General features: G+C 66.4%; 24 protein-coding genes. 10 read left to right on the top strand and 14 right to left on the bottom strand.

The genetic code is table 11. The features are described 5' to 3' along the window. Positions 1–15: 15 nt before the first annotated feature. The 9 genes from CF70_RS32160 to CF70_RS32120 all read right to left on the bottom strand — a co-directional run bounded on the left by CF70_RS32160 (position 16) and on the right by CF70_RS32120 (position 8,681). Complete coding sequence (locus CF70_RS32160) at positions 16–963, bottom strand: carbohydrate kinase family protein (protein ID WP_035875483.1); 948 nt, start codon at positions 961–963, stop codon at positions 16–18. Between the two features lie 115 nt (positions 964–1,078). Next, positions 1,079–1,579, bottom strand: coding sequence for a thiol peroxidase (gene tpx, locus CF70_RS32155; protein ID WP_035875481.1), 501 nt, complete (start codon positions 1,577–1,579; stop codon positions 1,079–1,081). Between the two features lie 71 nt (positions 1,580–1,650). After that, positions 1,651–3,504: a DUF3426 domain-containing protein gene (locus CF70_RS32150; RefSeq protein WP_035875479.1), complete on the bottom strand. Its 1,854-nt coding sequence runs from the start codon at positions 3,502–3,504 to the stop codon at positions 1,651–1,653. 9 nt (positions 3,505–3,513) lie between these two features. Further along, a complete protein-coding gene (prmA, locus tag CF70_RS32145) occupies positions 3,514–4,428 on the bottom strand; it encodes a 50S ribosomal protein L11 methyltransferase (RefSeq protein WP_035875477.1) in 915 nt (304 codons plus the stop codon). A 43-nt stretch (positions 4,429–4,471) separates the two neighbouring features. Further along, positions 4,472–5,839, bottom strand: coding sequence for an acetyl-CoA carboxylase biotin carboxylase subunit (accC, locus tag CF70_RS32140; RefSeq protein WP_035875475.1), 1,368 nt, complete (start codon positions 5,837–5,839; stop codon positions 4,472–4,474). 191 nt (positions 5,840–6,030) lie between these two features. Beyond that, positions 6,031–6,489, bottom strand: a complete 459-nt coding sequence (accB, locus tag CF70_RS32135) for an acetyl-CoA carboxylase biotin carboxyl carrier protein (RefSeq protein WP_035875473.1) — start codon at positions 6,487–6,489, stop codon at positions 6,031–6,033. 160 nt (positions 6,490–6,649) lie between these two features. Further along, complete coding sequence (gene aroQ, locus CF70_RS32130; RefSeq protein ID WP_235185298.1) at positions 6,650–7,144, bottom strand: type II 3-dehydroquinate dehydratase; 495 nt, start codon at positions 7,142–7,144, stop codon at positions 6,650–6,652. Between the two features lie 206 nt (positions 7,145–7,350). Beyond that, positions 7,351–7,899 (bottom strand): TlpA family protein disulfide reductase, encoded by a 549-nt coding sequence (locus CF70_RS32125; protein WP_035875472.1) that lies wholly within the window; start codon positions 7,897–7,899, stop codon positions 7,351–7,353. 77 nt (positions 7,900–7,976) lie between these two features. Next, positions 7,977–8,681: a hypothetical protein gene (locus CF70_RS32120; RefSeq protein WP_035875470.1), complete on the bottom strand. Its 705-nt coding sequence runs from the start codon at positions 8,679–8,681 to the stop codon at positions 7,977–7,979. Between the two features lie 351 nt (positions 8,682–9,032). Here CF70_RS32120 and mpl point away from each other — a divergent pair, with 351 nt between their 5' ends. From mpl to mtgA, 8 genes are all read left to right on the top strand, one after another. Then, on the top strand, positions 9,033–10,421 hold the full coding sequence (gene mpl / locus CF70_RS32115; protein ID WP_035875468.1) for a UDP-N-acetylmuramate:L-alanyl-gamma-D-glutamyl-meso-diaminopimelate ligase: 1,389 nt from the start codon (positions 9,033–9,035) through the stop codon (positions 10,419–10,421). Between the two features lie 12 nt (positions 10,422–10,433). Further along, on the top strand, positions 10,434–11,054 hold the full coding sequence (locus tag CF70_RS32110) for a YqiA/YcfP family alpha/beta fold hydrolase (RefSeq protein WP_035875466.1): 621 nt from the start codon (positions 10,434–10,436) through the stop codon (positions 11,052–11,054). 7 nt (positions 11,055–11,061) lie between these two features. After that, positions 11,062–11,682, top strand: a complete 621-nt coding sequence (locus tag CF70_RS32105; RefSeq protein ID WP_051649338.1) for a chorismate--pyruvate lyase family protein — start codon at positions 11,062–11,064, stop codon at positions 11,680–11,682. Positions 11,683–11,747: 65 nt separating this feature from the next. Continuing rightward, entirely contained in the window at positions 11,748–12,488 is a 741-nt protein-coding gene (gene fabG, locus CF70_RS32100; protein ID WP_035875464.1) for a 3-oxoacyl-ACP reductase FabG, read from the top strand. Positions 12,489–12,669: 181 nt separating this feature from the next. Beyond that, positions 12,670–14,805 carry a ribonuclease catalytic domain-containing protein gene (locus CF70_RS32095; RefSeq protein WP_035875462.1) on the top strand — a complete coding sequence of 712 codons (2,136 nt, stop codon included), beginning with the start codon at positions 12,670–12,672 and terminating at the stop codon, positions 14,803–14,805. A gap of 161 nt (positions 14,806–14,966) precedes the next feature. Continuing rightward, on the top strand, positions 14,967–15,836 hold the full coding sequence (locus CF70_RS32090) for an energy transducer TonB (protein WP_051649336.1): 870 nt from the start codon (positions 14,967–14,969) through the stop codon (positions 15,834–15,836). Beyond that, the gene (gene aroE, locus CF70_RS32085) at positions 15,836–16,729 is read left to right on the top strand and encodes a shikimate dehydrogenase (protein ID WP_081862466.1); all 894 of its coding nucleotides are present in this window, start codon (positions 15,836–15,838) and stop codon (positions 16,727–16,729) included. Before CF70_RS32090 ends, aroE begins: the two co-directional genes overlap by 1 nt. 92 nt (positions 16,730–16,821) lie before the next feature. Then, positions 16,822–17,523 (top strand): monofunctional biosynthetic peptidoglycan transglycosylase, encoded by a 702-nt coding sequence (gene mtgA, locus CF70_RS32080; RefSeq protein WP_035875666.1) that lies wholly within the window; start codon positions 16,822–16,824, stop codon positions 17,521–17,523. 24 nt (positions 17,524–17,547) lie between these two features. On the opposite strand, the gene corA is transcribed toward mtgA, so the two are convergent. Next, positions 17,548–18,510 (bottom strand): magnesium/cobalt transporter CorA, encoded by a 963-nt coding sequence (gene corA / locus CF70_RS32075; RefSeq protein ID WP_035875456.1) that lies wholly within the window; start codon positions 18,508–18,510, stop codon positions 17,548–17,550. A gap of 499 nt (positions 18,511–19,009) precedes the next feature. Further along, entirely contained in the window at positions 19,010–19,912 is a 903-nt protein-coding gene (locus tag CF70_RS32070; RefSeq protein WP_035875454.1) for a DMT family transporter, read from the bottom strand. A 170-nt stretch (positions 19,913–20,082) separates the two neighbouring features. On the opposite strand from CF70_RS32070, the gene pyrF reads away from it, so the two are divergent. After that, positions 20,083–20,901, top strand: coding sequence for an orotidine-5'-phosphate decarboxylase (pyrF, locus tag CF70_RS32065; protein WP_035875662.1), 819 nt, complete (start codon positions 20,083–20,085; stop codon positions 20,899–20,901). Positions 20,902–20,940: 39 nt separating this feature from the next. Here pyrF and CF70_RS32060 read toward each other — a convergent pair whose 3' ends face one another. From CF70_RS32060 to thiL, 3 genes are all read right to left on the bottom strand, one after another. Then, entirely contained in the window at positions 20,941–21,438 is a 498-nt protein-coding gene (locus CF70_RS32060; protein ID WP_035875451.1) for a CinA family protein, read from the bottom strand. Positions 21,439–21,474: 36 nt separating this feature from the next. Beyond that, the gene (locus CF70_RS32055) at positions 21,475–22,041 is read right to left on the bottom strand and encodes a phosphatidylglycerophosphatase A (RefSeq protein ID WP_035875449.1); all 567 of its coding nucleotides are present in this window, start codon (positions 22,039–22,041) and stop codon (positions 21,475–21,477) included. A gap of 105 nt (positions 22,042–22,146) precedes the next feature. Continuing rightward, positions 22,147–23,127 carry a thiamine-phosphate kinase gene (gene thiL, locus CF70_RS32050; RefSeq protein WP_035875447.1) on the bottom strand — a complete coding sequence of 327 codons (981 nt, stop codon included), beginning with the start codon at positions 23,125–23,127 and terminating at the stop codon, positions 22,147–22,149. Between the two features lie 349 nt (positions 23,128–23,476). Here thiL and CF70_RS35510 point away from each other — a divergent pair. Then, positions 23,477–23,609: hypothetical protein (locus CF70_RS35510; protein WP_152561975.1), on the top strand; the 133-nt coding region annotated here is incomplete at its 3' end.

The following is a 23,609-nucleotide window of genomic DNA, read 5'->3' as shown; positions in this document are numbered from 1 at the left end:
CATCCCGTAAAGGTGTTACTCGTAGCGATAACCAAAAGCCGACTGGAAGCGTTCACCGATTTCGTCGCGCGACGGTTTGTGGTTTTGCGGACCCTGGTGCGCGATCTTGATGGAACCCATCAGGCTGGCAAGGCGGCCTGTTGTTTCCCAGTCGAAGCCCCGTTCGATGCCGTAAAGCAGGCCGCCGCGGAACGCATCCCCGCAGCCCGTGGGATCGATGACCCGATCCGCTTTTACGGAAGCGATATTGTACTTCTGCTTGTTGGCGAAGACGCTCGCGCCCTGCTCACCGTGGGTCACGATGAAGGCCTGGACTTGCGCGGCAACTTCCTCGCTGGTCCAGCCGGTACGCGACAACAGCACTTGCGCTTCGTAGTCATTGACCGTCACGTAGCTGGCGAGTTCAACGAACTGGCGGAGGTCGTCGCCGTTGAACAGCGGCATGGCCTGGCCCAGGTCGAAGATGAAGGGCACGCCGGCCTCGGCGAACTGACGGGCGTGGTGCAGCATGCCTTCGCGGCTGTCCGGCGCGACGATGCCCAGGGTAGGCGCGTTGCTGCCGCCGAGCGCATCCTGCACCTGGGAGAGCTGCGACTGGTTCATCGCGCCCGGGTGAAATGCCGTGATCTGGTTGTTGTCCAGGTCGGTGGTGATCATGGCCTGCGCCGTATAGGTATCGGGCAGGGTACGGATGTGCTCGGTGCTGATGTCGAGCGTGCGCAGGTACTGCAGGTAAGGCTCGGCGTCGGCGCCCACGGTGGCCATGACCACGGGCTCGCCGCCCAGCAGCTTCAGCGAGTAGCCGATATTGCCTGCGCAGCCGCCGAACTCGCGGCGCATGGACGGGACCAGGAAGGACACGTTCAGCATGTGGATCTGGTCGGGCAGGATATGTTCGCGGAAATGCCCCTCGAACGTCATGATGGTGTCGTAGGCGACGGAGCCACAGATCAGGCTGGACATGCTCTCTCCAATTCTTGCAGTGCTTGCTAAGGGGGCGCCCGCTCGTGGCGGTGCCCACTGAATGTAAAAACGGCCACCCGGTCATCCGGGTGGCCGCGCCTGGCTGGTGGCGCGCTTACTTCAGCGCGGCCAGTGCGGCGTCGTAGTTCGGCTCGTTCTTGATTTCCGAGACCAGTTCGCTGTACTTCACGTTGTCGTTTTCGTCGAGCACCACCACGGCGCGCGCGGTCACGCCGGCGAGCGGGCCGGTCTTGACGTCCACGCCGTAGTTGCCCTTGAAATCGGCGCCGCGCATGAGCGACAGCGGCACCACGTTGGCCAGGCCTTCAGCGGTGCAGAAGCGGCCCATGGCGAAGGGCAGGTCGGCCGAGATAGTCAGCACCACGGTGTTGGCGAGGCCGCTGGCGGCTTCGTTGAACTTGCGCGCGGAGGCCTGGCACACCGGGGTGTCCAGGCTGGGGACGATATTGAGCACCTTGCGCTTGCCGGCGAAGTCGCCCAGCGTGACGTCCTTCAGGTCCTTGCCGACCAGCGAGAATGCGGGGGCCTTGTCGCCGGCTTGCGGAAACTTGCCGCCGACTTCGATGGCGTTGCCGCCGAGGGTGACGTTGCTCATATGTGCTCCTGTGTGAAATGCGGGCCCGTGATTCGGGGGCGCCCGGGATGAGCGGCGGGCCCGTGTGGAATTCAGGGGTAGAAGATCAGCACGCGGTAGTTCGCCGCCGCCTGCTGCGAACGGAATCGTACCCGAACCGGAAGCTCCGTGCCTGCGCGCAGGCCGTGCGTGGCAAAGGCCCGCTGTCCGGCGTCGAGATAATCGGCCGGCTGCAGTACCTTGCGCAACAGCAACTGGTCCTGCAGGTCGGTCATGACCAGCTCGATGGCCGGCAGTGCCACGGTCGCCCGGCCCTGGTTGCGCAAGGTGACGGCAAGCAGGTATGCGTCGGAGTCCTCGTCCTGCTTTTGCAGCAGCGAGCTTTCGATGCGCAGGGCGTCGATGTCGCGCCACGGCGCCACCTCGCATCCCAGCGGTGCGCAGACCGCCTCGAAGGCCGGGCGCAGCATCGGGAAGCGCCCCGACAGCTGGCTGCGCGCCAGATAGGTTGCTTGCACCAGTCCTGCCAGCACCAGCAAGGCGATCGCCAGGCGTTGCAGCGTGCGCTTGCGCCGGGCCGGGCCCGGACCGCGCTCGCGTGCGTGCCGCAGGAAGTCTGGCGCGAAGGCCGGTGCCGCGGGCTCCTCGCTCGCCGCCCGCAGGCGCGACGCCTGTTCGCGCGCCACGGGCTCGGGAATCTCGGGAAAATCGCTTTGCGCTTCGGCGCGCAGGTAGCCGCTCGCGCTCGGGACCGCTGCGGCGTCGGCTTCGGCGCGGGCACTCGCGGGGGCGTGGCCGGCGGCGGCTACGTCGTCCACCGCATCGCTGGCTTGCGCCGTGTCCGCGGCATGCGTTGCATCGTTGTCGCCGGCCGCTAGTGGCGGCAGTTGCGCCGCATGTCCATGGGCGGCCTGCGCTTCACGTTCCGCATCGTCGTCCAGGGCGGTGGTCCCGGCGATGGCCTGGGGCGCGGCTTGCGGCGGCAGGTCGTCGGCCAGCGTCCCGGGGTCCAGTTGTGGCCAGGGGGTGGCTTGCGGCGTGGCGGCGGGTGTGTCGCCCGCTGCCGGGGCGCCGGCTTCGTGCCAGGCGTCGGCGGCGGCACCGGCTATGTCGGCTACGCTGGCTGTATGCGTTGCGTCGGATGCTTCGGTTGCATCGGCTAACTCGGTTGCCTGGGTTGGTTCGACTGCTTCAGTTGCGCCAGATGCTTCGATTGCCTGGTCCGTGGCGGAAACGTCAGCCTCCTCGCCATCGACAATGCCAGGCACGAACACGGCGGAAGCCGCTTCCGCTTCCTCGCCAGCCTCCACGGCGCCTGTTTCCGGCTCCGCCTGCAGGTTGGCGGCGTGCACAGCCCGATCGGCTTCCGCTTGCGTCTGGTACAGCATCACGGTGGGCGCATCGAGCGCTGGCACGTCGTAACCGGGATCGAAGCCGGGATCGAAAGGAGGGATGTAGGGGCGGTCCTCACCGGATTCGGCAGCCTCGTCATGCGGCGCTTCCTGCGGCGCGACGAGGGCCTCGGCAGCATGCGGGCCAGGCGCGTCAGGTGCTGCCGTTTCAGGGTGCGCCTCGGCATGGTGCCGTTTGCGTGGGATTCGCGGCGCGCGGCCGTGTGCCGTGTCGTGAGCACCCTCGATCGCTTCCTCGTGGGACTTCTCGCGGGACTTCTCGTGCGGCGTGCGCGGCGAGCGGCGGTGGGGCTTTTCCGGGGCGGTCTCCTGCGGCGGCGCTGGGGCAGCCACGCTTGCGGCAGCCTCGGCGGCGACCGCGGCCTCGCTGGCCGGTTCGGGCGCCGGCAGTTCGATCAGGTGTTCACGCGCGTCGAAAACGGTGTCGCACTGGCCGCAGCGGACCAGGCCCTGCCGCAGCCGCAACTGATCGGCAACCAGCCGGAACGCCGTGCGGCAGGCCGGGCAACGCGTGACGAGCTTGGCTGCGGCCATTGGCGGGGCTCAGGGCTGGACGCCGGGGCCTTCACCGCGGGTGCCGTGCAGGCACACCCAGCCTTCCTCGCTGCGCCAGACTGACATGGGCAGCCAGGGCGCGTAGGCAGCGGCGACTTCCTCCGCCTGCCGCTCCAGCACGCCCGACAGCACCAGCCGGCCGCCGGGACGCACGCGGGCGCTCAGCATGGCCGCCATCAGCTTGAGCGGATTGGACAGGATATTGGCGACGACGAGGTCGTAGCTGGCCGCGGAAACGGTTTCCGGCAGCGCGAAAGTGGCTTCCACGCGATTGCGCTCAGCGTTGTACCGCGAGGCTTCCACCGCGTTGGGGTCGATATCGATGCCGAGCGTGTCGCCCGCGCCGAGCTTGCGCGCCACGATGGCGAGGATGCCCGAGCCGCAACCGTAGTCGAGCACGGTTTCACCCGCCTTGATGTTCTGTTCCAGCCACTGCATGCACAGCCGCGTGGTGGGATGGCTGCCGGTACCGAAGGCGAGGCCGGGATCGAGTTCCAGCACCACCGCGTCGGGTTCGGGCGCTTCGTGCCACGACGGCACCACCCAGATGCGCTCGCCGATGCGGATAGGCTCGAACTGGGATTGCGTCAGGCGCACCCAGTCCTGGTCCTCGACCGGCCGCAACTGGTACGGCGGCACCGGGTCGATACCCAGCGCATTGGCAGCAGCGGCCACCACCAGCACGGGATCGGTGCTGTCGTCGAACAGCGCCACCACGCGCGAGCGGTTCCATGCCAGGCGAGTCGGCTCCATGCCGGGCTCGCCGAACAGCGGCTGCTCGTCGGGCGTGTCGGCATCGGCGTCTTCCACCGATACCGACAGCGCGCCGAGGTCGAACAGTGCGTCAGACCAGGCTTCTGCCTGGTCTTGTGCGATTTCGATCACACATTCCTGAAATGCCACAGGCGATCCTTGTCGATCCGTTAATGCTGGCCGCGCCGGGGCTTCAGATCTTGCCGCCCTTGGCCACGTTCTTCTGGGCCAGGCGGTGCTCGAGATAGTGAATGCTGGTGCCGCCTTCGACGAAGTTGGCATCGAGCATCAGCTCGCGGTGCAGCGGTACGTTGGTCTGGATGCCGTCCACCACCATTTCCGACAGCGCGATCCGCATGCGGGCAATGGCCTGCTCGCGGGTAGCGCCGTAGGTGATGATCTTGCCAATCATCGAATCGTAGTTGGGCGGCACGAAGTAGCCATCATACGCGTGCGAGTCGACCCGCACGCCGGGACCGCCGGGCATGTGCCACGCGGTGATGCGCCCGGGCGACGGCGTGAACTTGAACGGGTCCTCGGCATTGATGCGGCATTCGATGGAGTGGCCGCGCAACTGCACGTCCTTCTGGCGCCAGCGCAGCTTCTCGCCAAAGGCGATGCGGATCTGCTCCTGCACGATGTCGATGCCGGTGATCATCTCGGTGACGGGGTGCTCCACCTGCACGCGCGTGTTCATCTCGATGAAGTAGAACTCGTTGTTCTCGTACAGGAACTCGAAGGTGCCGGCGCCACGGTAGCCGATCTTCTTGCAGGCCTCGGCGCAGCGGTCGCCGATACGCTCGATCAGGCGGCGCGGGATATGCGGTGCTGGCGCTTCCTCGATCACCTTCTGGTGGCGGCGCTGCATCGAGCAGTCGCGCTCGCCCAGCCAGATCGCCTGGCGATGCTGGTCGGCCAGGATCTGGATTTCGACGTGCCGGGGGTTCTCCAGGAATTTCTCCATGTAGACCTCCGGGTTACCGAAGGCACGGCCCGCTTCCTCGCGCGTCATGTTGACCGCATTGACCAAGGCTGCTTCGGTGTGCACCACGCGCATGCCGCGGCCACCGCCGCCGCCCGCCGCCTTGATGATGACCGGGTAGCCGACGGTGCGCGCGATCGCCAGGATTTCCTTGGGATCCTCGGGCAGCGCGCCTTCCGAGCCCGGCACGCACGGCACGCCGGACTTGATCATGGCTTGCTTGGCCGAGACCTTGTCGCCCATCAGGCGGATGCTTTCCGAGGTCGGGCCGATAAAGACGAAGCCGGATTTTTCCACGCGTTCGGCGAAATCGGCGTTTTCCGACAGGAAGCCGTAGCCTGGGTGGATGGCTTGCGAGTCGGTCACCTCGGCGGCCGAGATGATGGCCGGCATATTGAGGTAGGACAGCGGCGAAGGCGCCGGGCCGATACAGACGGCTTCGTCGGCCAGCTTGACGTATTTGGCTTCCTTGTCGGCTTCCGAATACACCACTACGGTCTTGATGCCAAGCTCGCGGCAGGCGCGCTGGATGCGAAGGGCGATTTCACCGCGATTCGCGATCAGAATTTTTTCAAACATAGTCACTCTCTGCGAGGAGAAAGGCGGTCCCACCGCGGCGGATCATGGCGCCCCCGGCGCGGTGGCCGGAGTGCGGGCGGGGGAGCTGGCACCGGGACGAGGCCCGTGCGGCACATCCGGTGCGCCTGCGCCGGAGCGGCCGGCCGGAACATCCGGCGCAGGCTGCGGGCGGCGCGGCATGCCGGTCAGTATCAGCCGATGATGAAGAGCGGCTGGCCGTATTCCACCGCCTGGCCATTCTCGACCAGGATTTCCTTGATCACGCCAGCCTTGTCGGACTCGATTTCGTTGAGCAGCTTCATCGCTTCGATGATGCAGACCGTCTGGCCTTCCTTGACGGTATCGCCCACGTTGACGAAGGCCGCGGCGCCCGGCGAGGGGGCGCGATAGAAGGTGCCGACCATCGGCGAGGTCACGACATGGCCCACCGGCAGTTGCGGTGCGGTCGGCTCGGCGCCGGCAACGGGCGCCGCGACGGGTCCGGCGGCCGGGGGCAGTGCCTGCATCGGTTGCATCGCCATCGGCGCGGCGATGACCTGCGGCGGTGCCTTGACAATTCGCACCTTGCCTTCGCCTTCGGTGACTTCCAGCTCGGAGATGCCGGACTCGGCCACCAGGTCGATCAGCGTCTTCAGCTTGCGCAGGTCCATCTTCTATCCTCCTGAATCGGGTTGTCCGGCTTGCCGCTTTGGCGGCTTCGTCCGGGAAAAACTCATGCGTCCGGCGGGCTGCCTACGTCCGCCGCGCGAGACAGCGGGGACGTGACAGGCGCCGGGGGCGCGGTAAATGTCATGAAATAAAGCGGCCGGGTCAGGCCTTTAGGGGCGCCTGCTCCAGCTCCTGCCCGAGGGCATAGTCCAGCGCCAGCAGGTAGCCTTGCCAGCCAAGTCCGCAGATCACGCCGATCGCCACATCCGAGAAAAAGGAGTGGTGACGGAAGTCCTCGCGCCGATGCACGTTCGACAAGTGGACCTCCACGAAAGGGATCGCCACCCCGGCCAGCGCATCGCGCAACGCCACGCTGGTATGCGTGTAGGCGGCCGGGTTGATGATGATGAAGTCAACACCCTCGTCGCGCGCTGCATGGATACGATCGACCAGCGCCCCCTCGTGGTTGGACTGGAACGTAGCCAGGGCGATATTGGCCTGCCTTGCACGCTGTGCAAGAGCAAGGTCGATATCGACCAGTTTCGTGTGACCATAGGTTTCCGGTTCGCGCGTGCCCAGCAGGTTCAGGTTAGGTCCATGCAGGACCAGCACCTTGCGGTAGCGGGAGGAGCGGCGTTCGGGAGGCGTATCGATCACGGCGGCTCGACCATTTCAACGAAATTGCGCGGAGATTACCGTAGCTTAGAGTGATTTGTCTAGCAGCGCAGACATAAGCAGCTTCCAGGCAGGCGAGTTTTTTGGTCTGATCCGGCACTTTCGATCCGTGCTATCGGAAATCGGTTAATTTGCCTGATGATCGATAAAGATTAGATGAAAATCGCCTCAAATCAAGAATCTTATACCTAGCCGCGAGGCAGCGCGGCGCGCAGTTCGTCAGGGGAAACCCTGCCCATTTTGCGGTAGCTGACCGTGCCGTCGGGCGCAATGATCACTGTATAGGGCAGCCCGCCGGCGGCATTGCCGAAATTACGCGACAACTCCGTACCGGCAAAGCCCGCCACCACCAGCGGGTAAGAGACCGGCACTTTCTGGATGAACTGCTGGATATTGCCGGCCGAATCGATGCCGATGCCGACAAATTCCACCTTGCGCCCCGAGTACTCCTTGTGCAGCGCGGTCAGGTCGGGCATCTCCTCGACGCATGGGCCGCACCAGGGTGCCCAGAAGTTCACAACTACGGTTTTGCCCCGCAACTTGGCGAAATCGACCTGCGCGCCGGTCGGGTCAGGCAGTTGCGTACGCAGGAACGCCTCCACCGCCTCGTCGGATGCAGGCTTGGGCGAGAACACATAATGACCGGCCAGTGCGCCGGCAGCGGCAGCGACGACAGCAACGGCGAGCCAGACCCAGAGGCGGCTGCGGCGGACGGAAGTGCTATTGGAAGGGGGCATGGCAGCAGGAAGTTAGCGGCTGATAGATGACAGAAATGGCCCGGGGCGGAACGGAAGGCACCGCGCCGTTCGGGTGCTCAGGCTGCTTCGGGGGTGTCGGGTGTGTCGGACGCGGCCGCCGCCGCGAGTGCCTGCACGGCGCTCAGGTCGGCACGGGCAACACGGCCGCCGGCATCTGCCCGGACCGCGCCACGTTCATCATCCGCATCATACAGCGCTATATGAATGCCAACGGGCTGGCCAAGCTCGGCGCGGATTTCCCCCGCCAGCAGCCGCGCCTCCCTCTGGGCGGGCCACTGGCCCTTCCAGAGGAAGCTCAAGGTCTCGACCTCGCCACGGCCGGCAAAGTGCCGGCTTTCGCTGGTATCGAAATCGACACCGGCATTGAGCAGGTGGAGGGTGAGGTCCTTGGGGCTGTCGCAGAAGCACTGGAGGTAGACGTCCGAATGCTCGGTGGCAGTGCCGTTGAGTACCGCCCCGGCCAGGTAGGGGCGGAATGCGGCCAGGTCACTCATGGCCAGTATGGCCAGGCGGCGCAGGAGCGCCAGCACGCGCGGCTGGCTGTCCGAATGGAACAGCGCCTGATAGGCGCGGACCTCGGCCTCGACCATCTCGTTGTCGGGGAGCCACTCGCCGGTTACGCGGATGTCGCCCAGCAACTGGCGCGCGGCCTTGCGCTTGGCGGTGGCGTAGTCGGCACCGTCTTCCGCGATCATGCGGGCGGCGGCCTGCGCAATTTCTTCGCGCAGGCGGATGGGGTCCAGGGTGGGGCGGCGGGGCATGTGGGGATGATACCGGAGGGATTGGGGGAGGCGCCCCGGGCGGGGTCTGGTTTTTTAGAGTGGGTTGGGGGGCTTCAGATTCCGTTGGCTGGCGGATTTCACGTTAAAGCCAGCTTTAGCGGTTTAACTTCAAAGTCAAAGACGGCTCCCCCTGCGGGGAGCGACCTTCCGGGGCGGGTTGCACGGCTCGAACCGAACGGCTTCCGGGGCTCGCTGGGGACCCTACGGAAGTGGATTTCCGCCCGGTGCCGCAGGCATCCCTCGGGATTCCCCCTGCCCCCCTCAGGTACAATTCCCCCTCATTCAGAAGCCACAGGCCCGGCCGCCCAGGCCCGCCGAATCCCAAATCCCATGCATATTCACATCCTCGGTATCTGCGGCACATTCATGGGCGGCCTTGCCGTACTGGCCAAGCAGGCTGGCCACCGCGTGACCGGTTGCGATGCCAATGTCTATCCGCCCATGAGCACGCAGCTCGAGGCCCAGGGCATCGAACTGATCGAGGGCTTCGATCCGAACCAGCTGGCGCTGGCGCCGGATCTGTTCGTGATCGGCAATGTGGTCTCGCGCGGTAATCCGCTGATGGAAGCCATCCTCAACCGCAACCTGCCCTATACATCCGGCCCGCAGTGGCTGGGCGAGCATGTGCTGCGCGGCAAATGGACGCTGGCGGTGGCGGGAACCCACGGCAAGACCACAACGACTTCCATGCTGGCCTGGATCCTGGAGGATGCGGGCTACAACCCGGGTTTCCTGGTTGGCGGCGTGCCCCAGAACTTTGGGGTGTCGGCGCGCGTGACCGAGTCCGATTTCTTCGTGATCGAAGCCGATGAATACGATACGGCGTTCTTCGACAAGCGCAGCAAGTTTGTCCACTACCGTCCGCGCACGGCCATCCTGAATAACCTGGAATACGATCACGCCGACATCTTCCCGGATCTTGCCGCGATCGAGACCCAGTTCCACCACCTCGTGCGAACCGTGCCGGAGCAGGGCCGCCTGATCGTCAACGGGGCGGAAGAGAGTCTGGCGCGCGTGCTGGAGCGGGGCTGCTGGAGCGAGACGGAGCAGTTCGGCATGGGCGACTGGCGTGCCGGGGAGCCTGCCGGCGCCACTGGCGGCGCGGCGCAAGACAGCTTCGATGTCTGGTTCGGCGAGGCGCTGCAGGGACGGCTCACCTGGGACTTGCAGGGCACGCATAACCGCCTGAACGCGCTGGCTGCGATCGCGGCGGCAAGGCATGTGGGCGTGCCGCCGGCCCAGGCGATCGATTCCCTGTCGCGCTTTGCTAACGTCAAGCGCCGCATGGAAGTGCGGGGCGTGGTCGACGGCATCACGGTCTATGACGACTTTGCCCACCATCCCACCGCGATCCAGACCACGCTCGACGGCCTGCGCAAGCGGGTTGGCGGGGCGCGCATCCTGGCCGTGCTGGAGCCGCGCTCGAACACCATGAAGCTGGGCGTCATGAAGGCGCAACTGCCGGCCAGCCTGGAGGCGGCCGACCTCGTGTTCGGCTACGGCGCGGCCAGCGGCAAGGATGCCCTGGGCTGGGACCTGGCTGAATCACTGGCGCCGCTGGGCGAGCGGGCTGCCGCCTTCAGCGATCTTCCCGCGCTGGTGCGGGCGGTGCGCGCCGCGGCACGCCCTGGCGACCACGTGCTGGTGATGAGCAACGGCGGTTTCGGCGGCGTGCACCAGAAGCTGCTGGATGCCTTCGCCGCCGGCGCCACAGCCTGAGCGGGGGCCGGCATGTTGTTGTACCTGCACGGTTTTCGCTCCTCGCCGCAGTCGTTCAAGGCGCGGCTGGTCCAGGAGCGCATGCGTGAATGGGGCGTTGGGCGCTATTACGCCTGCCCCGTGCTGAATGTGTCGCCGGCGGCGGCCATCGCCCAGGCGGAAGCGGCGATCGCAGCATCCCAGGCGGGCGGCGCGCAGCAGCTCACCATCATCGGGTCTTCGCTGGGCGGTTTCTATGCCCGCTGGCTGGCCGAGCGCCACGGCTGCCGCGCGGTGCTGCTTAACCCGGCGGTGCATCCGTGGACCGACCTCGAGCGTTACCTGGGCGACCAGCCGCTCTGGCACGGCGGCGGTTCGGTGCGCGTGGAACGGCATCACCTGGACGAACTGCTGGCGTTGCGGGTCGAGGCCATCACCCGGCCGGAACGCTATTTCCTCATGGCCGCCACCGGCGACGAGGTGCTGGACTATCGCGAGATGCTGGCGGCGTTCCCCGGCGCGCATACGCGCGTTATCGAGGGCAGCGACCACGGCATCAGCGAATTCGCCGGCTACGTCGACGAAGTCCTGGCCTTCTGCGGCTATGGTCCCGGTGGACAGATCAGCCCGGCCAACCCGGAGCCGCAGGCATGAGCGCGGTATGAGCGGGGCGCATGTGCGCCGCAGCGGTTGGCACTCCCACTTACCCGACGATCTCGCCATCGGCGCGAACCTGCGCCGCTGGGTCACTGGTGACGGCTCGCTGACTGCACGGCTGGTGGCGGCGTCGAGCCGGTTCCGGGTGCGTTGCCTGGCGCAGCGCATGGAGCTTGCCCTGGCCGACGAATGGCAGGCGCTGGGCCTGCCCGCGCGCCATCGCGCGCTGGCGCGGGAGGTACTGCTGGTCTGCGATGGCGTCCCGGCCATCTTTGCCCATACGGCGGTGAAACCCGACCATGCCCGGCGCGACTGGCCGTTCCTGCGCGGCTTGGGCGAGCGCCCCCTGGGCGGTGCGCTGTTTGTCGATCCCCGCGTGCTGCGTGAGCCGTTTTCATTTGCGCGCTTGTTGCCGCATCACCCGTTGAGGCGCCGGCTGGAGCAGGCGGTGCCGGCGATGCGCGAACTGCCGCCGTCCTCCATGTTGCCGGCGCGGCGCTCGGTCTTCCGGCGCGGGGGCGGGGTCATGCTGGTGACCGAGGTATTCCTGCCGGACCTGCGGGAGCGGCCCGCGCCGGAAAGCCCGAATGCGCCCGCGTCCGATCAGGGCGGTTCGGACCAGTAGCTCGCAAGTACCCATCCAAAGCAAGAACATCCCACGACCACTACCAAGAAGAAGAGACCGACATCATGAAATTGCAGGGACGTGTTGCCATCATCACCGGCGCTGCCGCCGGCATCGGCTTTGCCACCGCGCAGCGCTTTGCCGCAGAAGGCGCGCTGGTGATGCTTTGCGACGTGCAGGAAGAGCGCGTGCGTGCCGCCGCCGCGACCCTCGCCGCGACGGGTGCCACCGTCAGTGCCTTCAAGGTCGATGTGACGCGCCGCGACGAAGTAGACGCCATGGTCGCGGCCACGCTCGCCAAGCACGGCCGCATCGATATCCTCGTCAACAACGCCGGCATCACCAAGGATGCGCGGCTGGCCAAGATGAGCGAGGCTCAGTTCGACGCGGTAATTGACGTCAACCTCAAGGGCGTATTCAATTGCGCGCAGGCGGTGGCTTCGATCATGACCGAGCAGGGCAGTGGTGTGATCCTTAATGCATCCAGTGTGGTGGGCCTGTACGGCAACTTCGGCCAGACCAACTATGCGGCCAGCAAATTCGGCGTGATCGGCTTTACCAAGACGTGGGCGCGCGAGCTGGGTCCCAAGGGCGTGCGCGTCAACGCGGTTTGCCCGGGCTTCGTCGCGACCGAGATCCTGCAGACCGTGCCGGAGAAGGTGCTCGACGGCATGAAATCGTCCTGCTGGCTGCGCCGGCTGGCCGAACCGGCGGAAATCGCCAGCATCTATACCTTCCTGGCCAGCGACGACGCCAGCTACGTCAATGGCGTGGCGATCGAGGCCAGCGGCGGCATGTCGCTGTAACAGCTTGACCCGCGCCGGGCTTGCGGCCGGCGCGGTGCGGTATCATCTCAGGTCCGGTTGCCGTCTCGCCTGAGGGCGGCCTTGCACCATTTCTCTCACCGGGCCGTTCCCACAGGCGTTACAAAGCGCCAGGGCGCTTGTTTTCCAGAACGGTTCCCGGCATTTCTGAAAGTACCGATCCATGCAGTTGCTGTTCGAAGAAGGCGGCGAGATTCGCGCCGGCACCGTGCTGACCCAGCAGGGCGAGTCGTACCAGGTGGAGCTGCCCGCGGGCAAGCGCACCAAGGTCAAGTCGCGTGACGTACTGTTGCAGTTCGCGCAGCCGTCAGCGATCGAGCTGGTGCGCCAGACCGCCGAGCTGGCCGGCGAGATCGACCTGCCGTTCCTGTGGGAATGCGCGTCCGAGGAAGAATTCGGATTCACCGACCTGGCCGCCGAGTATTTCGGCGCGGCGGCGAGCGTGGTGCAGCAAGCTGCGCTGGCGCAGGCGCTGCACGGCAATCCGGTCTATTTCCGCCGCAAGGGGCGTGGGCGCTACCAGCGCGCGCCGGAAGACCAGCTCAAGGCAGCGCTCGCCGCACTCGAACGCAAGAAGCAGCAAGCCCTGGTGCAGGCCGAATACGAAGCCCAGCTCAAGGCCATGACGTTGCCCGACGCCTTCCGCGGCAAGGCACTGCAGCTGCTGTTCAAGCCCGACAAGAACAGCCTCGAATACAAGGCGATGGACGCCGCCTGCACGGCGCTTGGCATGTCGCCGATGCGGCTGATGGTGGCAGTGGGCGGCATTGCCAGCCCGCGCGCGCTGCATGAGGCCAAATTCCTCTCCGAATGCTTTCCCAAGGGCACGGGCTTTCCCGACGTGCCCGTGCCGGAACCCGTCGGCGACCTGCCGCGCGCTGACGTGGAGGCGTTTTCCATCGACGACGTCACTACCACTGAAATCGACGATGCGCTGTCGGTCACGCCACTCGACGGTGGCAAGATCCGCGTGGGCATCCATATCGCGGCCCCCGGCCTCGGCATCCGCCGTGGCGAGCCGCTCGATGCCGTGGCGCGCCAGCGCTTGTCGACCGTGTATTTCCCCGGCGACAAGATCACCATGCTGCCCGACGACGTGGTGGAGCGCTACACGCTGCAGGAAGGGCGCGAGTGCCCGGCCTTGTCGCTGTACGTGGTCTACGATCCGGCCCAGCAGGCCATCGTCAGCAGCGAGACTCGTGCCGAAATGGTCATGATCGCGGCCAACCTGCGCCACAACCTGCTTGAGGACGTGGTGACCGAGGCAGCGCTTGCCGCAGGCACCGGCGACTACCCGTTCCGCGAGGCGCTGACCCAGTTGTGGCACTTCTCCGGGTGGTTGCACGACGAACGCCAGAAGGCGCGCCTGGCGAGCGGGCTGCGGCCCGAGTCGCACAACCGCGCCGACTACAACTTCTACCTCGACGAACTGGCCGACGGCAGCGAGCGCGTGCGCATCGAGCAGCGCCGGCGCGGCTCTCCGCTCGACAAGATCGTGGCCGAGCTGATGATCCTGGCCAACAGCACCTGGGGCAAGCTGCTCGCAGACCACGGCGTGCCGGGCATCTACCGCACGCAGAAGGCCTGGGGCATGCACCGCACCCGCATGCAGACCTATCCGGCCCCGCATGAAGGGCTGGGCGTGGCGCAGTACGCCTGGAGCACTTCGCCGCTGCGGCGCTATGTCGACCTGGTCAACCAGTGGCAGATCCTGGCGGTGGCCCAGCATGGCATCACGGCCAAGCTGGTGGCGCCGTTCAAGCCCAAGGATTCCGACCTGCTGGCTGCCGTAGCCGACTTCGAAGGTACCTACGCCGCTTATGCCGATCACCAGTCGACCATGGAACGCTACTGGTGCCTGCGCTGGCTGCAACAGGAAAAGCGCGAACGCCTGATGGGCTCGGTGCTCAAGGAAGGCGCGGTGCGCTTTGCCGAGATCCCGCTGGTCACGCGCGTGCCCGAACTGGTCCAGGCCTCGCGCGGAACCCAGGTGCTGCTGGAAATCGGCGCAACCGACGAAATCTCGCTGGAGGTGTCGTGCCGGGTCCTGGAGATCTTTGCCGGCGAAGGCGAATTGCCGTCGGAAGAACTGGAAGGCGACGACGAAGCCAGCGAAGTGTCGGCCGAAGCCGCCGCTGAAGCTGCCGCCGAGGAGGCAGCCGAAGCCGCCGCCGAGGGCGTGGCCGCCGACGCGGCCGCGGAAGGCAGCGCCGAGGGCGACGCCGCGAGTGCCGAAGGTGCCACAAGCGAAGGCGCTTCGTCGGAGACACGCGACACCGGCGCCGGCGGCGCGGGCTGAGGTTCTCGGAAAAAACGAGGCGCTCCCTTACAATCGCAGTCTGAACCGGGGTCCGACCGACCCCGGCCCCGGTCTTGTCCCATCGACGCCGTCCAGCCAACGTCCCGCCCATCGTGAAAGCCGCTTTTTCTCCCCGCCAGTGGTGGAACGCCAGCAGCACGATGGCCAAGGCGCTGGCCGTCTCGGTGCTTGCCCATGTTCTGCTGCTGACCGTGCGTGTGGTGGCGCCGGAGGCGTTCGAGATCAAGCGCACCGATGCCGCGCTCGACGTGGTGCTGGTCAATTCCAAGTCGGCGCAGCGTCCGCAGAATCCCACCGTGCTGGCCCAGGCCAATCTCGACGGTGGCGGCGAGCAGGACCGGCAGCGCGCGACCACGCCACTGCCGGCCCAGACCGTCACCAAGGACGGCGACCTGGTGCGCCAGATGCAGCGCCGCGTGGCGCAGATGGAGCAGGAGCAGCAGCGCCTGATGACGCAGTCGCGCGAAGCCGCGCCGTCCGTGCACAGCCAGCCGCTCAAGCCCGGCCAGCAGCGCATGGAGCATCCGCTGCGCGGGCAGGACGAACGTACCTCGCTCGATGAGATGGCCAAGCTTGAAGCCGAGATCGGCCGCAACCTCGAGCAATACGCCAAGCGTCCCAAGCGCTATCAGCTCACCGCCACCAGCGCACAGGAAGTGGAATATGCGCAGTACTACGACCGCCTGCGCCAGAAGATCGAGGCGCGCGGCACCACCGATTTTCCCCAGCGCAACGGCAAGCCGCTGTACGGGCAACTGATCCTGGTGATCAACGTCAACCGGCAGGGCAAGCTCGGCTATAACCGCGATGGCTACAACATCGATGCCATCGACGTGGTCAAGAGCTCGGGCGATCCCGCGCTGGACCGCCAGGCGGTGGCGATCGTGCGGGCCGCGGCGCCGTTTGGCCAGTTCTCCGCGCAGATGCAGGCGCGCCAGGATATTCTCGAAGTCATCTCCACCTTCAAGTTTTCGCGCAGTGGGCTGGAAACTCGCTTACAGGCCCGATGATGTCCTCTACTACGACTATGCAATCCCAGACCCAGGCCGACCGCTATGTGGTGATCGGCAATCCCATCGCACACAGCCGCTCGCCCGCCATCCATGCCGCCTTCGCGCAGCAGACCGGCGAGGCCGTCGAGTACGAGCGCCTGCTGGCGCCGCTGGACGGATTCGTTGCCACCGTGCGCGCCTTCTTCGAGGGTGGTGGCCACGGCCTGAACGTGACCGTGCCCTTCAAGCTCGAAGCCTATGATCTGGCTGAGCGCCTGACGCCGCGCGCCGAAAGCGCCGGCGCGGTCAATACCATGTGGATCGAGGACGGCGTGATCCACGGCGATAACACCGACGGCGTCGGCCTCACGCGGGACATCGAGATCAATCTCGATACCTTGCTCGAAGGCAAGCGCATCCTGTTGCTGGGCGCCGGCGGCGCGGCCATGGGCGCCATGCTGCCGCTGATTGCCTGCCGGCCCGATCGCATCGTGGTGGCCAACCGCACACCCCAGCGCGCCAGCGACATCCTGGAAAACGTGGCTCAGCAGGCCGACGAGTACGGCGTGGAATTGTGGGGCGGCGGCTTCGACGCGCTCGCGGGTTTGTCCGAGGACGACGCCTGCGACGTGGTGATCAATGCCACCAGCAGCAGCCTGCAGGGCGAACTGCCGCCGGTGCCGGCGGAACTGCTGGGCAAGGATGTGCTCGCCTACGACATGATGTACGGCGCCGAGCCCACGGTGTTCCTGAAGTTCGCCGCCCAATGCGGCGCGCGCACCGCGGATGGGCTGGGCATGCTGGTCGAGCAGGCCGCCGAAGCCTTCTACAACTGGCGCGGCGTGCGGCCTGCCACCGCCCCCGTGCTGGCAGCGCTGCGCGCCGAACTCCAGGCCGAAGCCGCGCGTTGAGCGCGGCGCTGCGGCCTGCAGGCATCAACATGGCTGAGCGCAAGCGCACCGACCGTTCGGGTCCTGCCACGCGCGGCGGCGGTCTGAACCCGCTGCGCTGGCTCGCCTACCTGCTCGGCACGCTGATCGCCGGCGTGCTGGCGATGCAGGTCTACTTCTTCCTGCAGATCGCTGCCTGGCAATACGTGAACCCGTCGTCCACGGCGTTCATGCGGGCCGAGCAGTGGCGGCTGTGCGGCTTTCATTTCTGGAGCTGCCAGGTGGACCGCCGCTGGGTCGGCTATGACGATATCTCGCGCAGCCTCAAGCGCGCGGTGATCGCCAGCGAGGACGCCGACTTCGTCAACCATCCCGGCTACGAACTCGACGCCATGCTCGAAGCGTGGGAGCGCAACAAGAAGCGCGGCCACATCGTGCGCGGCGGCTCCACCATTACCCAGCAACTGGCGAAGAACCTTTTTCTCTCGTCAGAGCAGCATTACCTGCGCAAGGGGCAGGAGCTGGCCATTACCTGGATGCTCGAGTTCTGGCTCGACAAGCAGCGTATCTTCGAGATCTACCTGAATTCAGTGGAGTGGGGCGAAGGTGTATTCGGGGTCGAGGCTGCTGCCCAGCACTACTTCAAGACCAGCGCGGCCAGGCTGAGCGTGGGCCAGGCAGCGCGCCTGGCCGCCGCGCTGCCGGCGCCGAAGTGCTTCGACAAGAAGCAGTACTGCGCCAATGTGCGCGTGAACTTCAAGGCCAAGGCCAATATCATCGCGCGCCGCATGGGCGCGGCCACGCTGCCGGACTGAGCGCGGCGGCAGCCGCGCCGCCACTCAGCTCAGCCAGCCTTTGCGCTTGAAATACACCAGCGGAATCGCCGCCGACACCGCCATCAGCCCGATCGCCCACGGATAGCCCGCAGACCAGTCCAGTTCCGGCATCAGCTTGAAGTTCATGCCGTAGATGCTGGCGATCAGCGTGGGCGGCATCAGCGCCACCGACACCACCGAGAACAGCTTGATGATCTTGTTCTGGTTGATGTTGATGAAGCCGACCGTGGCATCCATCAGGAAGTTGATCTTGTCGAACAGGAACGCGGTGTGGTTCTCGATGGAGTCGATATCGCGCAGGATCTGGCGGGCTTCGTCCTGCTGCTCGGCCGACAGCAACTGGCTGCGCATCAGGAAGGAGACCGCGCGGCGCGTATCCATGACGTTGCGGCGGATGCGGCCGTTCAGGTCTTCCTCGCGGGCGATGGTTTCCAGCACGTCGGCGGCGGCGGCATCGGTCACGTTTTCGGCCAGCACGCGCTTGCTGGCTTCCTCCAGCCGTTCGTAGACTTCCTCGATGGAGTCCGCCGAGTATTCCGCATCGGTGGCGTACAGATCCATCAGCACATCCTTGGCGTTGCGCACCGAACCCGGCCGCATGCGCGCGCGCAACCGCACCAGCCGGAACACCGGCAGGTCTTCGTCGTGGATGGAAAACAGCACGTCGCGGGTCAGCACGAACGCCACGCGCACGTTGCGCGAGATCTCTTCCTCGTCGAGCAGGAAGTCAGTGCGGATATGGATGTTCTCGTCTTCGCCCTCGAAGTAGCGGGCCGAGGCTTCCAGGTCGCCCAGGTCTTCCAGTTCCGGCAGGGCTACGCCGTACGCTTCCTTGATCCAGGCGAGTTCTTCTTCATCGGGGCTGATGACGTCGATCCAGATCGGCTTGTGCTGCAGAAGTTCATTGCGATCGTCGACCTGCTCCTGTGCGAGCCGGCCTTTCTGCAGGACGAACAGGTTGATCATCCCAGGGCTTCCTTGTTGCGTTTGGCGAAGAAACGCGCAGGCTAGGCTTGGCCGGCCCTGGGCGAGCCCACGCTTCGCGCGCAATGGCGAAGCATAAGCCCGCTGGCAAGCGTGATCGCGCTGCGCGCTTTTGCGAGCGTGCAAGGCGATGGCGTTTGCCGTTCATGGCTGGCAAGCCGGGAGAGGGAAAGTCCGGGACGAGGCGGCGCGCGCGGCGGCGGCCGTCAGGGGCACGGAAGAACACTCACCCGCAGTATGTGCTGCGGGCGAGTCCGACGAGGCGGTGGAGCGGGATGGTCCGGCTCCGGCGGTCGTCGTTACGCAGCCCGCAGTGACATGGCATTCGGTGCGATCGCAATCTGGCTGCGGCAACACGAACACCCGATGCTACTGCCCACGTAGTTTCTCCGGGATTATGATGGCCGCGAGTGTAGCCCAACGAGGGGGGCTTGTTAAGTGAAATCTGGGTGAATGCAGGCCCCGGCGCACAGTGTTGCCGTCATGCCGCCCGCGCGCTTCGGCGCCAGCGGCGCAACAGCGGCACCAGCAGCACCGAGGCCATGGCGGCGAACATCAGCACGATCGCGGCATAGTCCTGCCAGTGCGGCTGCTCGCCCAGCATCCACATGCCCGAGAACACACCGACCACCGGGATGAACATCATCGACAGGCTCGACACCACCGGCGGCAGGCTGCGCGCCAGCATGAACCAGACGAGATGGCAGTAGGCGAACACCACTACCGCGTTATAGGCGATCGCCCCCCATTCCACGGCATTGGGCAGGCGCCAGCCGTGCTCGAGCAGCAGCGTGCCGAGCAGCAGGAAGGGCAGCGTGACCACCAGCATCCAGAAGGTCAGCACGCCGATCGGCATTTCGATCTTGCTGCGCTTCATCATCTGCGTGCCCAGGCCCCAGCCGGCCGCGGCGCCCAGCATCAGCAGGGTGCCGCCCGGGCTGCCGGTCAGCGCCGCGATCTCGCCAGACAGCAGCAGCGCGGTGCCGGCCAGCGCGCAGGCGATGCCGATCCAGGCGGCGGCGCCAATGCGTTCGCGGAACAGCACCAGGCCCCAGACCACGGCCCAGATCGGCATGGTGTAGCCTAGGATGGCGGCGCGCCCGGAGGACAGCATCTTGACGGCGCAGATCGCCAGCAGATGCCAGAACACCATGTTGGGTATCGCCAGCTTGATCACGGTCGGCCACTGCCCCGCCGGGACCCGCAGCGATTCGCCGCGCAGGCGCAAGGCCAGCCCCAGCGCCAGCACGCCGCCGGCCATGCAGAGCAGGCGGAATCCCATCGCCGGGAACTGCGCCACGCCGAGTTTCATGATGGGCCAGTTGATGCCCCAGGCGAGTGTGAGGATGACGAGCAGCGCCAGGCTGCGGCGGTCGAGAGACATGGCGGGGTGGCGGCTGTGTGCGACGCCGCTCTTTGTATCGAGGAAGAACGGCAGAAGATAGCACGCAACGGGTAAAATCACAGAACGACTGTTGCCGCGGGGGAGCGCCGACCCGGCCCACAGGGCTCGGCGCGCAGCCGATGCGGCCGACCCAGATTAGCGAGCATTCCATGACTTTCACCGAGCAGTTGGCTGCAGCCTGGCAGCGCAACGATTCCCTCCTATGCGTCGGGCTCGACCCCGATCCCGGCAAGCTGCCCCTGTCGATGACGGGCGCGGGCGGCGCCATTTTCTCCTTCTGCCGCGAGATCGTTGACGCCACCGCCGACCTGGTCTGCGCCTTCAAGCCGCAGATTGCCTATTTTGCGGCGCAGCGGGCCGAAGACCAGCTTGAGCAGCTGATCGCCTATATCCATGACGCCCACCCCGGAATTCCCGTGATCCTGGACGCCAAGCGCGGAGATATCGGCTCGACCGCGCAGCAATACGCCATCGAAGCCTTCGAGCGCTACCGTGCCGATGCGGTCACGGTCAATCCGTACATGGGCCTGGATTCGATGGAGCCCTACCTGGCGTATCCCGATCGCGGCGTGATCGTGCTGTGCCGCACCTCCAATCCTGGCGGCTCGGATGTGCAGTTCCTGCCGGTGGACGGCAAGCCCGTGTACCAGGTGGTTGCCGAAGCGGCCGCCACGCGCTGGAATACCAACGGCCAGATGTCGCTGGTGGTGGGGGCGACCTTCCCCGCGGAGATTGCCAAGGTGCGAGAGATCGTGGGCGACATGCCGCTACTGATCCCGGGCATCGGTGCCCAGGGCGGTGATATCGAGGCTACCGTTCGCGCCGGGCGAACTGCCGCTGGTACCGGCATGATGATCAATTCCTCGCGCGCCATCCTCTATGCCAGCCGCGAGAAGGATTTCGCCAGCGCCGCGCGCAACGTCGCGCTGCAGACACGCGAAACCATCAACCGCTACCGCCAGGGCTGAACCGCCGCATCGTTGGCGGCCGTCAGGCCGCTGCGTGCCTCAGGCCTCGTTGCGGACCAGTTCCAGCAGACCGCGGATGGCGTACTCGGCGGCCTGGCGGCGGATCTGCTGGCGGTCTCCGCGAAAGCGCTGCGTTTCCACCGTGGTGGTGATGCGGTTGCTCCAGCCGAAGCAAACCATGCCAACCGGCTTCTCCGGCGTGCCGCCGGTCGGTCCGGCCACGCCGGTGATGGACAGCGCCACCTGGGCGCGGCTGTTGAGCAGGGCGCCTTCGGCCATGGCGCGCGCCACCTCTTCGCTGACCGCGCCGTGATCGCGGATCAGCTTGGCCGGCACCCCCAGCATGGTCGACTTGGCCTCGTTCGAGTAGGTGACGAAGCCGCGCTCGAACCAGCCTGACGAACCCGATACATCCGTTATGGCAGCGGCCACGAGCCCGCCGGTGCAGGACTCCGCCGTAGCGAGCAACAGCGACTTCTCGTTCAGGGAAATACCGACCTGGACAGCAAGCTGGTCGAGCAAGCGGCTGACGGACATGATGGCGGATTCAGTAAGGGTTGCGGGAAGTGCGGATTACAGCGAACGCCACAGGGCGAACACCAGCAGCGTGTAAAAGGCGGCCATCACATCGTCGAACATGACGCCGAAACCGCCGCGCAGGCCGGGTCCCTTGAGCGTGCGGTCGAGATGCCCGATCGGCGCTGGCTTGGCGATATCGAACAGGCGGAACCACAGGAAGGCCGCAAGCTGGCCCCAGAATCCGGTCGGCATCACAAAGGCCATGACCAGCCAGAACGCCACGATTTCGTCCCAGACCATGCTGCCGTGGTCGTGCACGCCCATGTCTCGCGCGGTGCGGGCGCAGGCCCAGAGCCCTAGCAGGAAGCCGCCGGCGATCAGCCATAGCCAGGCTTCCGGCTGCACCCACATCGAGATCACCAGGTATGACAGCCACGCATACAGGGTGCCGACCGTGCCGGGGCCAACCGGCGACAGGCCGGAGCCGAAGCCCAGCGCGATCAGGTGGGCGGGGTGGGAGAGCATGAAGCGCGCCGTGGGGCGCAGGACCTTGGCGGCCTGGCCGGCTTCCAGGGTCAGGGCGGGATCGTGCGCGGAAGGCCCGGGCGGGTAGGCGGACATCAAGGATTGGCTCGTATGGTTCGGATGGGATTTTTCCGGACAACGGGTCCGGGCAGGGTCTGGCGCCCGGCATGGCTGCATCATGACACGGCGGACACTGGCTTGTCAGGAGGAAGCGAAGTGGTCGAAGCTGCTGCCCGAGTAAGCGCTCGGGTTGCCGTCCTCGTTGACCAGGCGCAAGCCGGGTTCGGGGGTGATGGCGCCGACACGCGTCAGCGGCAGCCCCAGCCGCGCGCCGATGGCGGCGACGGCATCGCGGGTGCCGGCGGGCGCGGTGAAGCAGAGTTCGTAGTCATCGCCACCGGCCAGCGTGCATTCCAGCTGGCGCGCCTCGGGTTGGGCGGCCATCACCTCCGAGCGCGGCAGGGCATCGACGTTGAGCAGGGCGCCCACCTGGGAGCGTTCCAGGATATGGCCGAGGTCGCCAACCAGGCCGTCGGAGATATCTAGTGCGGCATGAGCCACTCCGCGCAGTGCCATGCCCAGCGCCACGCGCGGCGTCGGCGTCTCCATGCGCGGGCGCACCTCGGTGAAATCGGGCTCGGGAAGCAGCCATTCGCCGCGGCAGTCGCCCAGCGCGAGGCGGGCATCGCCGAGTGTGCCGGAGATCCAGATGTCGTCGCCAGGGCGGGCGGCATCGCGTCGCAGTGCCTTGTGCGCGGGCACGTCGCCGAACACCGTCAGGCTCAGCGTGAGGGGGCCGCGCGTGGTGTCGCCGCCGATCAGCTCGCAGCCGTGGGCATCGGCCAGTTCCAGCATGCCCGCGGCCAGTTCGGCCAGCCACTCGGGATCGGCTTCGGGCAAGGCCAGCGCCAGCGTGAACGCGCGGGGTTCCGCGCCCATGGCCGCCAGGTCGGACAGGTTGACGGCCAGCGCCTTGTGGCCCAGCGTCCGCGGCGCCACGTCGGGGAAGAAGTGGCGTCCGCTGACCAGCATGTCGGTGCTGATGGCCAGGTGATGCCCGGGCCGCCCCTCGATCAGCGCGCAGTCGTCGCCCACACCCAGCACGGCCTTGCGCGCGGGCCGGGTAAAGAAACGGCGGATCAGGTCGAACTCGGAGAGCTGGGCGCTGGAGGTTTCGGGCATGGGGAGGTTCGAGGCGGCGGAGATTCTGGGAAGGGCTGGGTAATACCGCCACACGAATGGCTTGCGGTGGCAAGCTGGCGTCATGCGGGGCGGCAGCTCGCCGGTGTGGCTCACATCCCGGCTCCAGGACCACGCCGGGGCGGGTTTCGCCCTGCTGGTCAGCCCTGGCGGCTTGCGGCATATTGTACCGAAACGCAAAGGTGCTCCGCGCAAAACGCTTATTGTGAAATAATATTTCACAATATAAAATGCGGGGTTCCAGAGGAAGAGACCGCGGGTACGTGGAGCCGGCCCGCCATTTCGTTTCCAGTAACGTCAATAACGGCTCCACCGACCGGAAGATGCGCCGATGACCAGTCCCCAGCAGCCCACGCCCCCAGAAGACCTGAAGCAGCAGCAGCGTGAGGCGCTGCGCAAAGCTGCCCTGGAATATCACGAGTTTCCGACGCCGGGCAAGATCTCGGTCACGCCGACCAAGCCGC

The sequence above is a fragment of the Cupriavidus sp. SK-3 genome (assembly GCF_000611145.1).
Classification (GTDB): domain Bacteria; phylum Pseudomonadota; class Gammaproteobacteria; order Burkholderiales; family Burkholderiaceae; genus Cupriavidus.
The sequence above is the reverse complement of the archived record's forward strand: the minus strand, read 5'-3'. Positions and strand labels throughout refer to the sequence as shown.

Coding starts and splice junctions, on each gene's coding strand:
- CF70_RS32150 (WP_035875479.1), bottom strand. CDS start 3,504: ATGGCCGCAGCCAAGCTCGTCACGCGTTGCCCGGCCTGCCGCACGGCG.
- CF70_RS32070 (WP_035875454.1), bottom strand. CDS start 19,912: ATGTCTCTCGACCGCCGCAGCCTGGCGCTGCTCGTCATCCTCACACTC.
- mpl (WP_035875468.1), top strand. CDS start 9,033: ATGCATATTCACATCCTCGGTATCTGCGGCACATTCATGGGCGGCCTT.
- CF70_RS32090 (WP_051649336.1), top strand. CDS start 14,967: ATGGCCAAGGCGCTGGCCGTCTCGGTGCTTGCCCATGTTCTGCTGCTG.
- tpx (WP_035875481.1), bottom strand. CDS start 1,579: ATGAGCAACGTCACCCTCGGCGGCAACGCCATCGAAGTCGGCGGCAAG.
- pyrF (WP_035875662.1), top strand. CDS start 20,083: ATGACTTTCACCGAGCAGTTGGCTGCAGCCTGGCAGCGCAACGATTCC.
- aroE (WP_081862466.1), top strand. CDS start 15,836: ATGTCCTCTACTACGACTATGCAATCCCAGACCCAGGCCGACCGCTAT.
- CF70_RS32110 (WP_035875466.1), top strand. CDS start 10,434: ATGTTGTTGTACCTGCACGGTTTTCGCTCCTCGCCGCAGTCGTTCAAG.
- accB (WP_035875473.1), bottom strand. CDS start 6,489: ATGGACCTGCGCAAGCTGAAGACGCTGATCGACCTGGTGGCCGAGTCC.
- CF70_RS32160 (WP_035875483.1), bottom strand. CDS start 963: ATGTCCAGCCTGATCTGTGGCTCCGTCGCCTACGACACCATCATGACG.
- CF70_RS32120 (WP_035875470.1), bottom strand. CDS start 8,681: ATGCCCCGCCGCCCCACCCTGGACCCCATCCGCCTGCGCGAAGAAATT.
- CF70_RS32125 (WP_035875472.1), bottom strand. CDS start 7,899: ATGCCCCCTTCCAATAGCACTTCCGTCCGCCGCAGCCGCCTCTGGGTC.
- fabG (WP_035875464.1), top strand. CDS start 11,748: ATGAAATTGCAGGGACGTGTTGCCATCATCACCGGCGCTGCCGCCGGC.
- corA (WP_035875456.1), bottom strand. CDS start 18,510: ATGATCAACCTGTTCGTCCTGCAGAAAGGCCGGCTCGCACAGGAGCAG.
- CF70_RS32060 (WP_035875451.1), bottom strand. CDS start 21,438: ATGTCCGTCAGCCGCTTGCTCGACCAGCTTGCTGTCCAGGTCGGTATT.
- thiL (WP_035875447.1), bottom strand. CDS start 23,127: ATGCCCGAAACCTCCAGCGCCCAGCTCTCCGAGTTCGACCTGATCCGC.
- CF70_RS32105 (WP_051649338.1), top strand. CDS start 11,062: ATGAGCGGGGCGCATGTGCGCCGCAGCGGTTGGCACTCCCACTTACCC.
- CF70_RS32055 (WP_035875449.1), bottom strand. CDS start 22,041: ATGTCCGCCTACCCGCCCGGGCCTTCCGCGCACGATCCCGCCCTGACC.
- CF70_RS32095 (WP_035875462.1), top strand. CDS start 12,670: ATGCAGTTGCTGTTCGAAGAAGGCGGCGAGATTCGCGCCGGCACCGTG.
- accC (WP_035875475.1), bottom strand. CDS start 5,839: ATGTTTGAAAAAATTCTGATCGCGAATCGCGGTGAAATCGCCCTTCGC.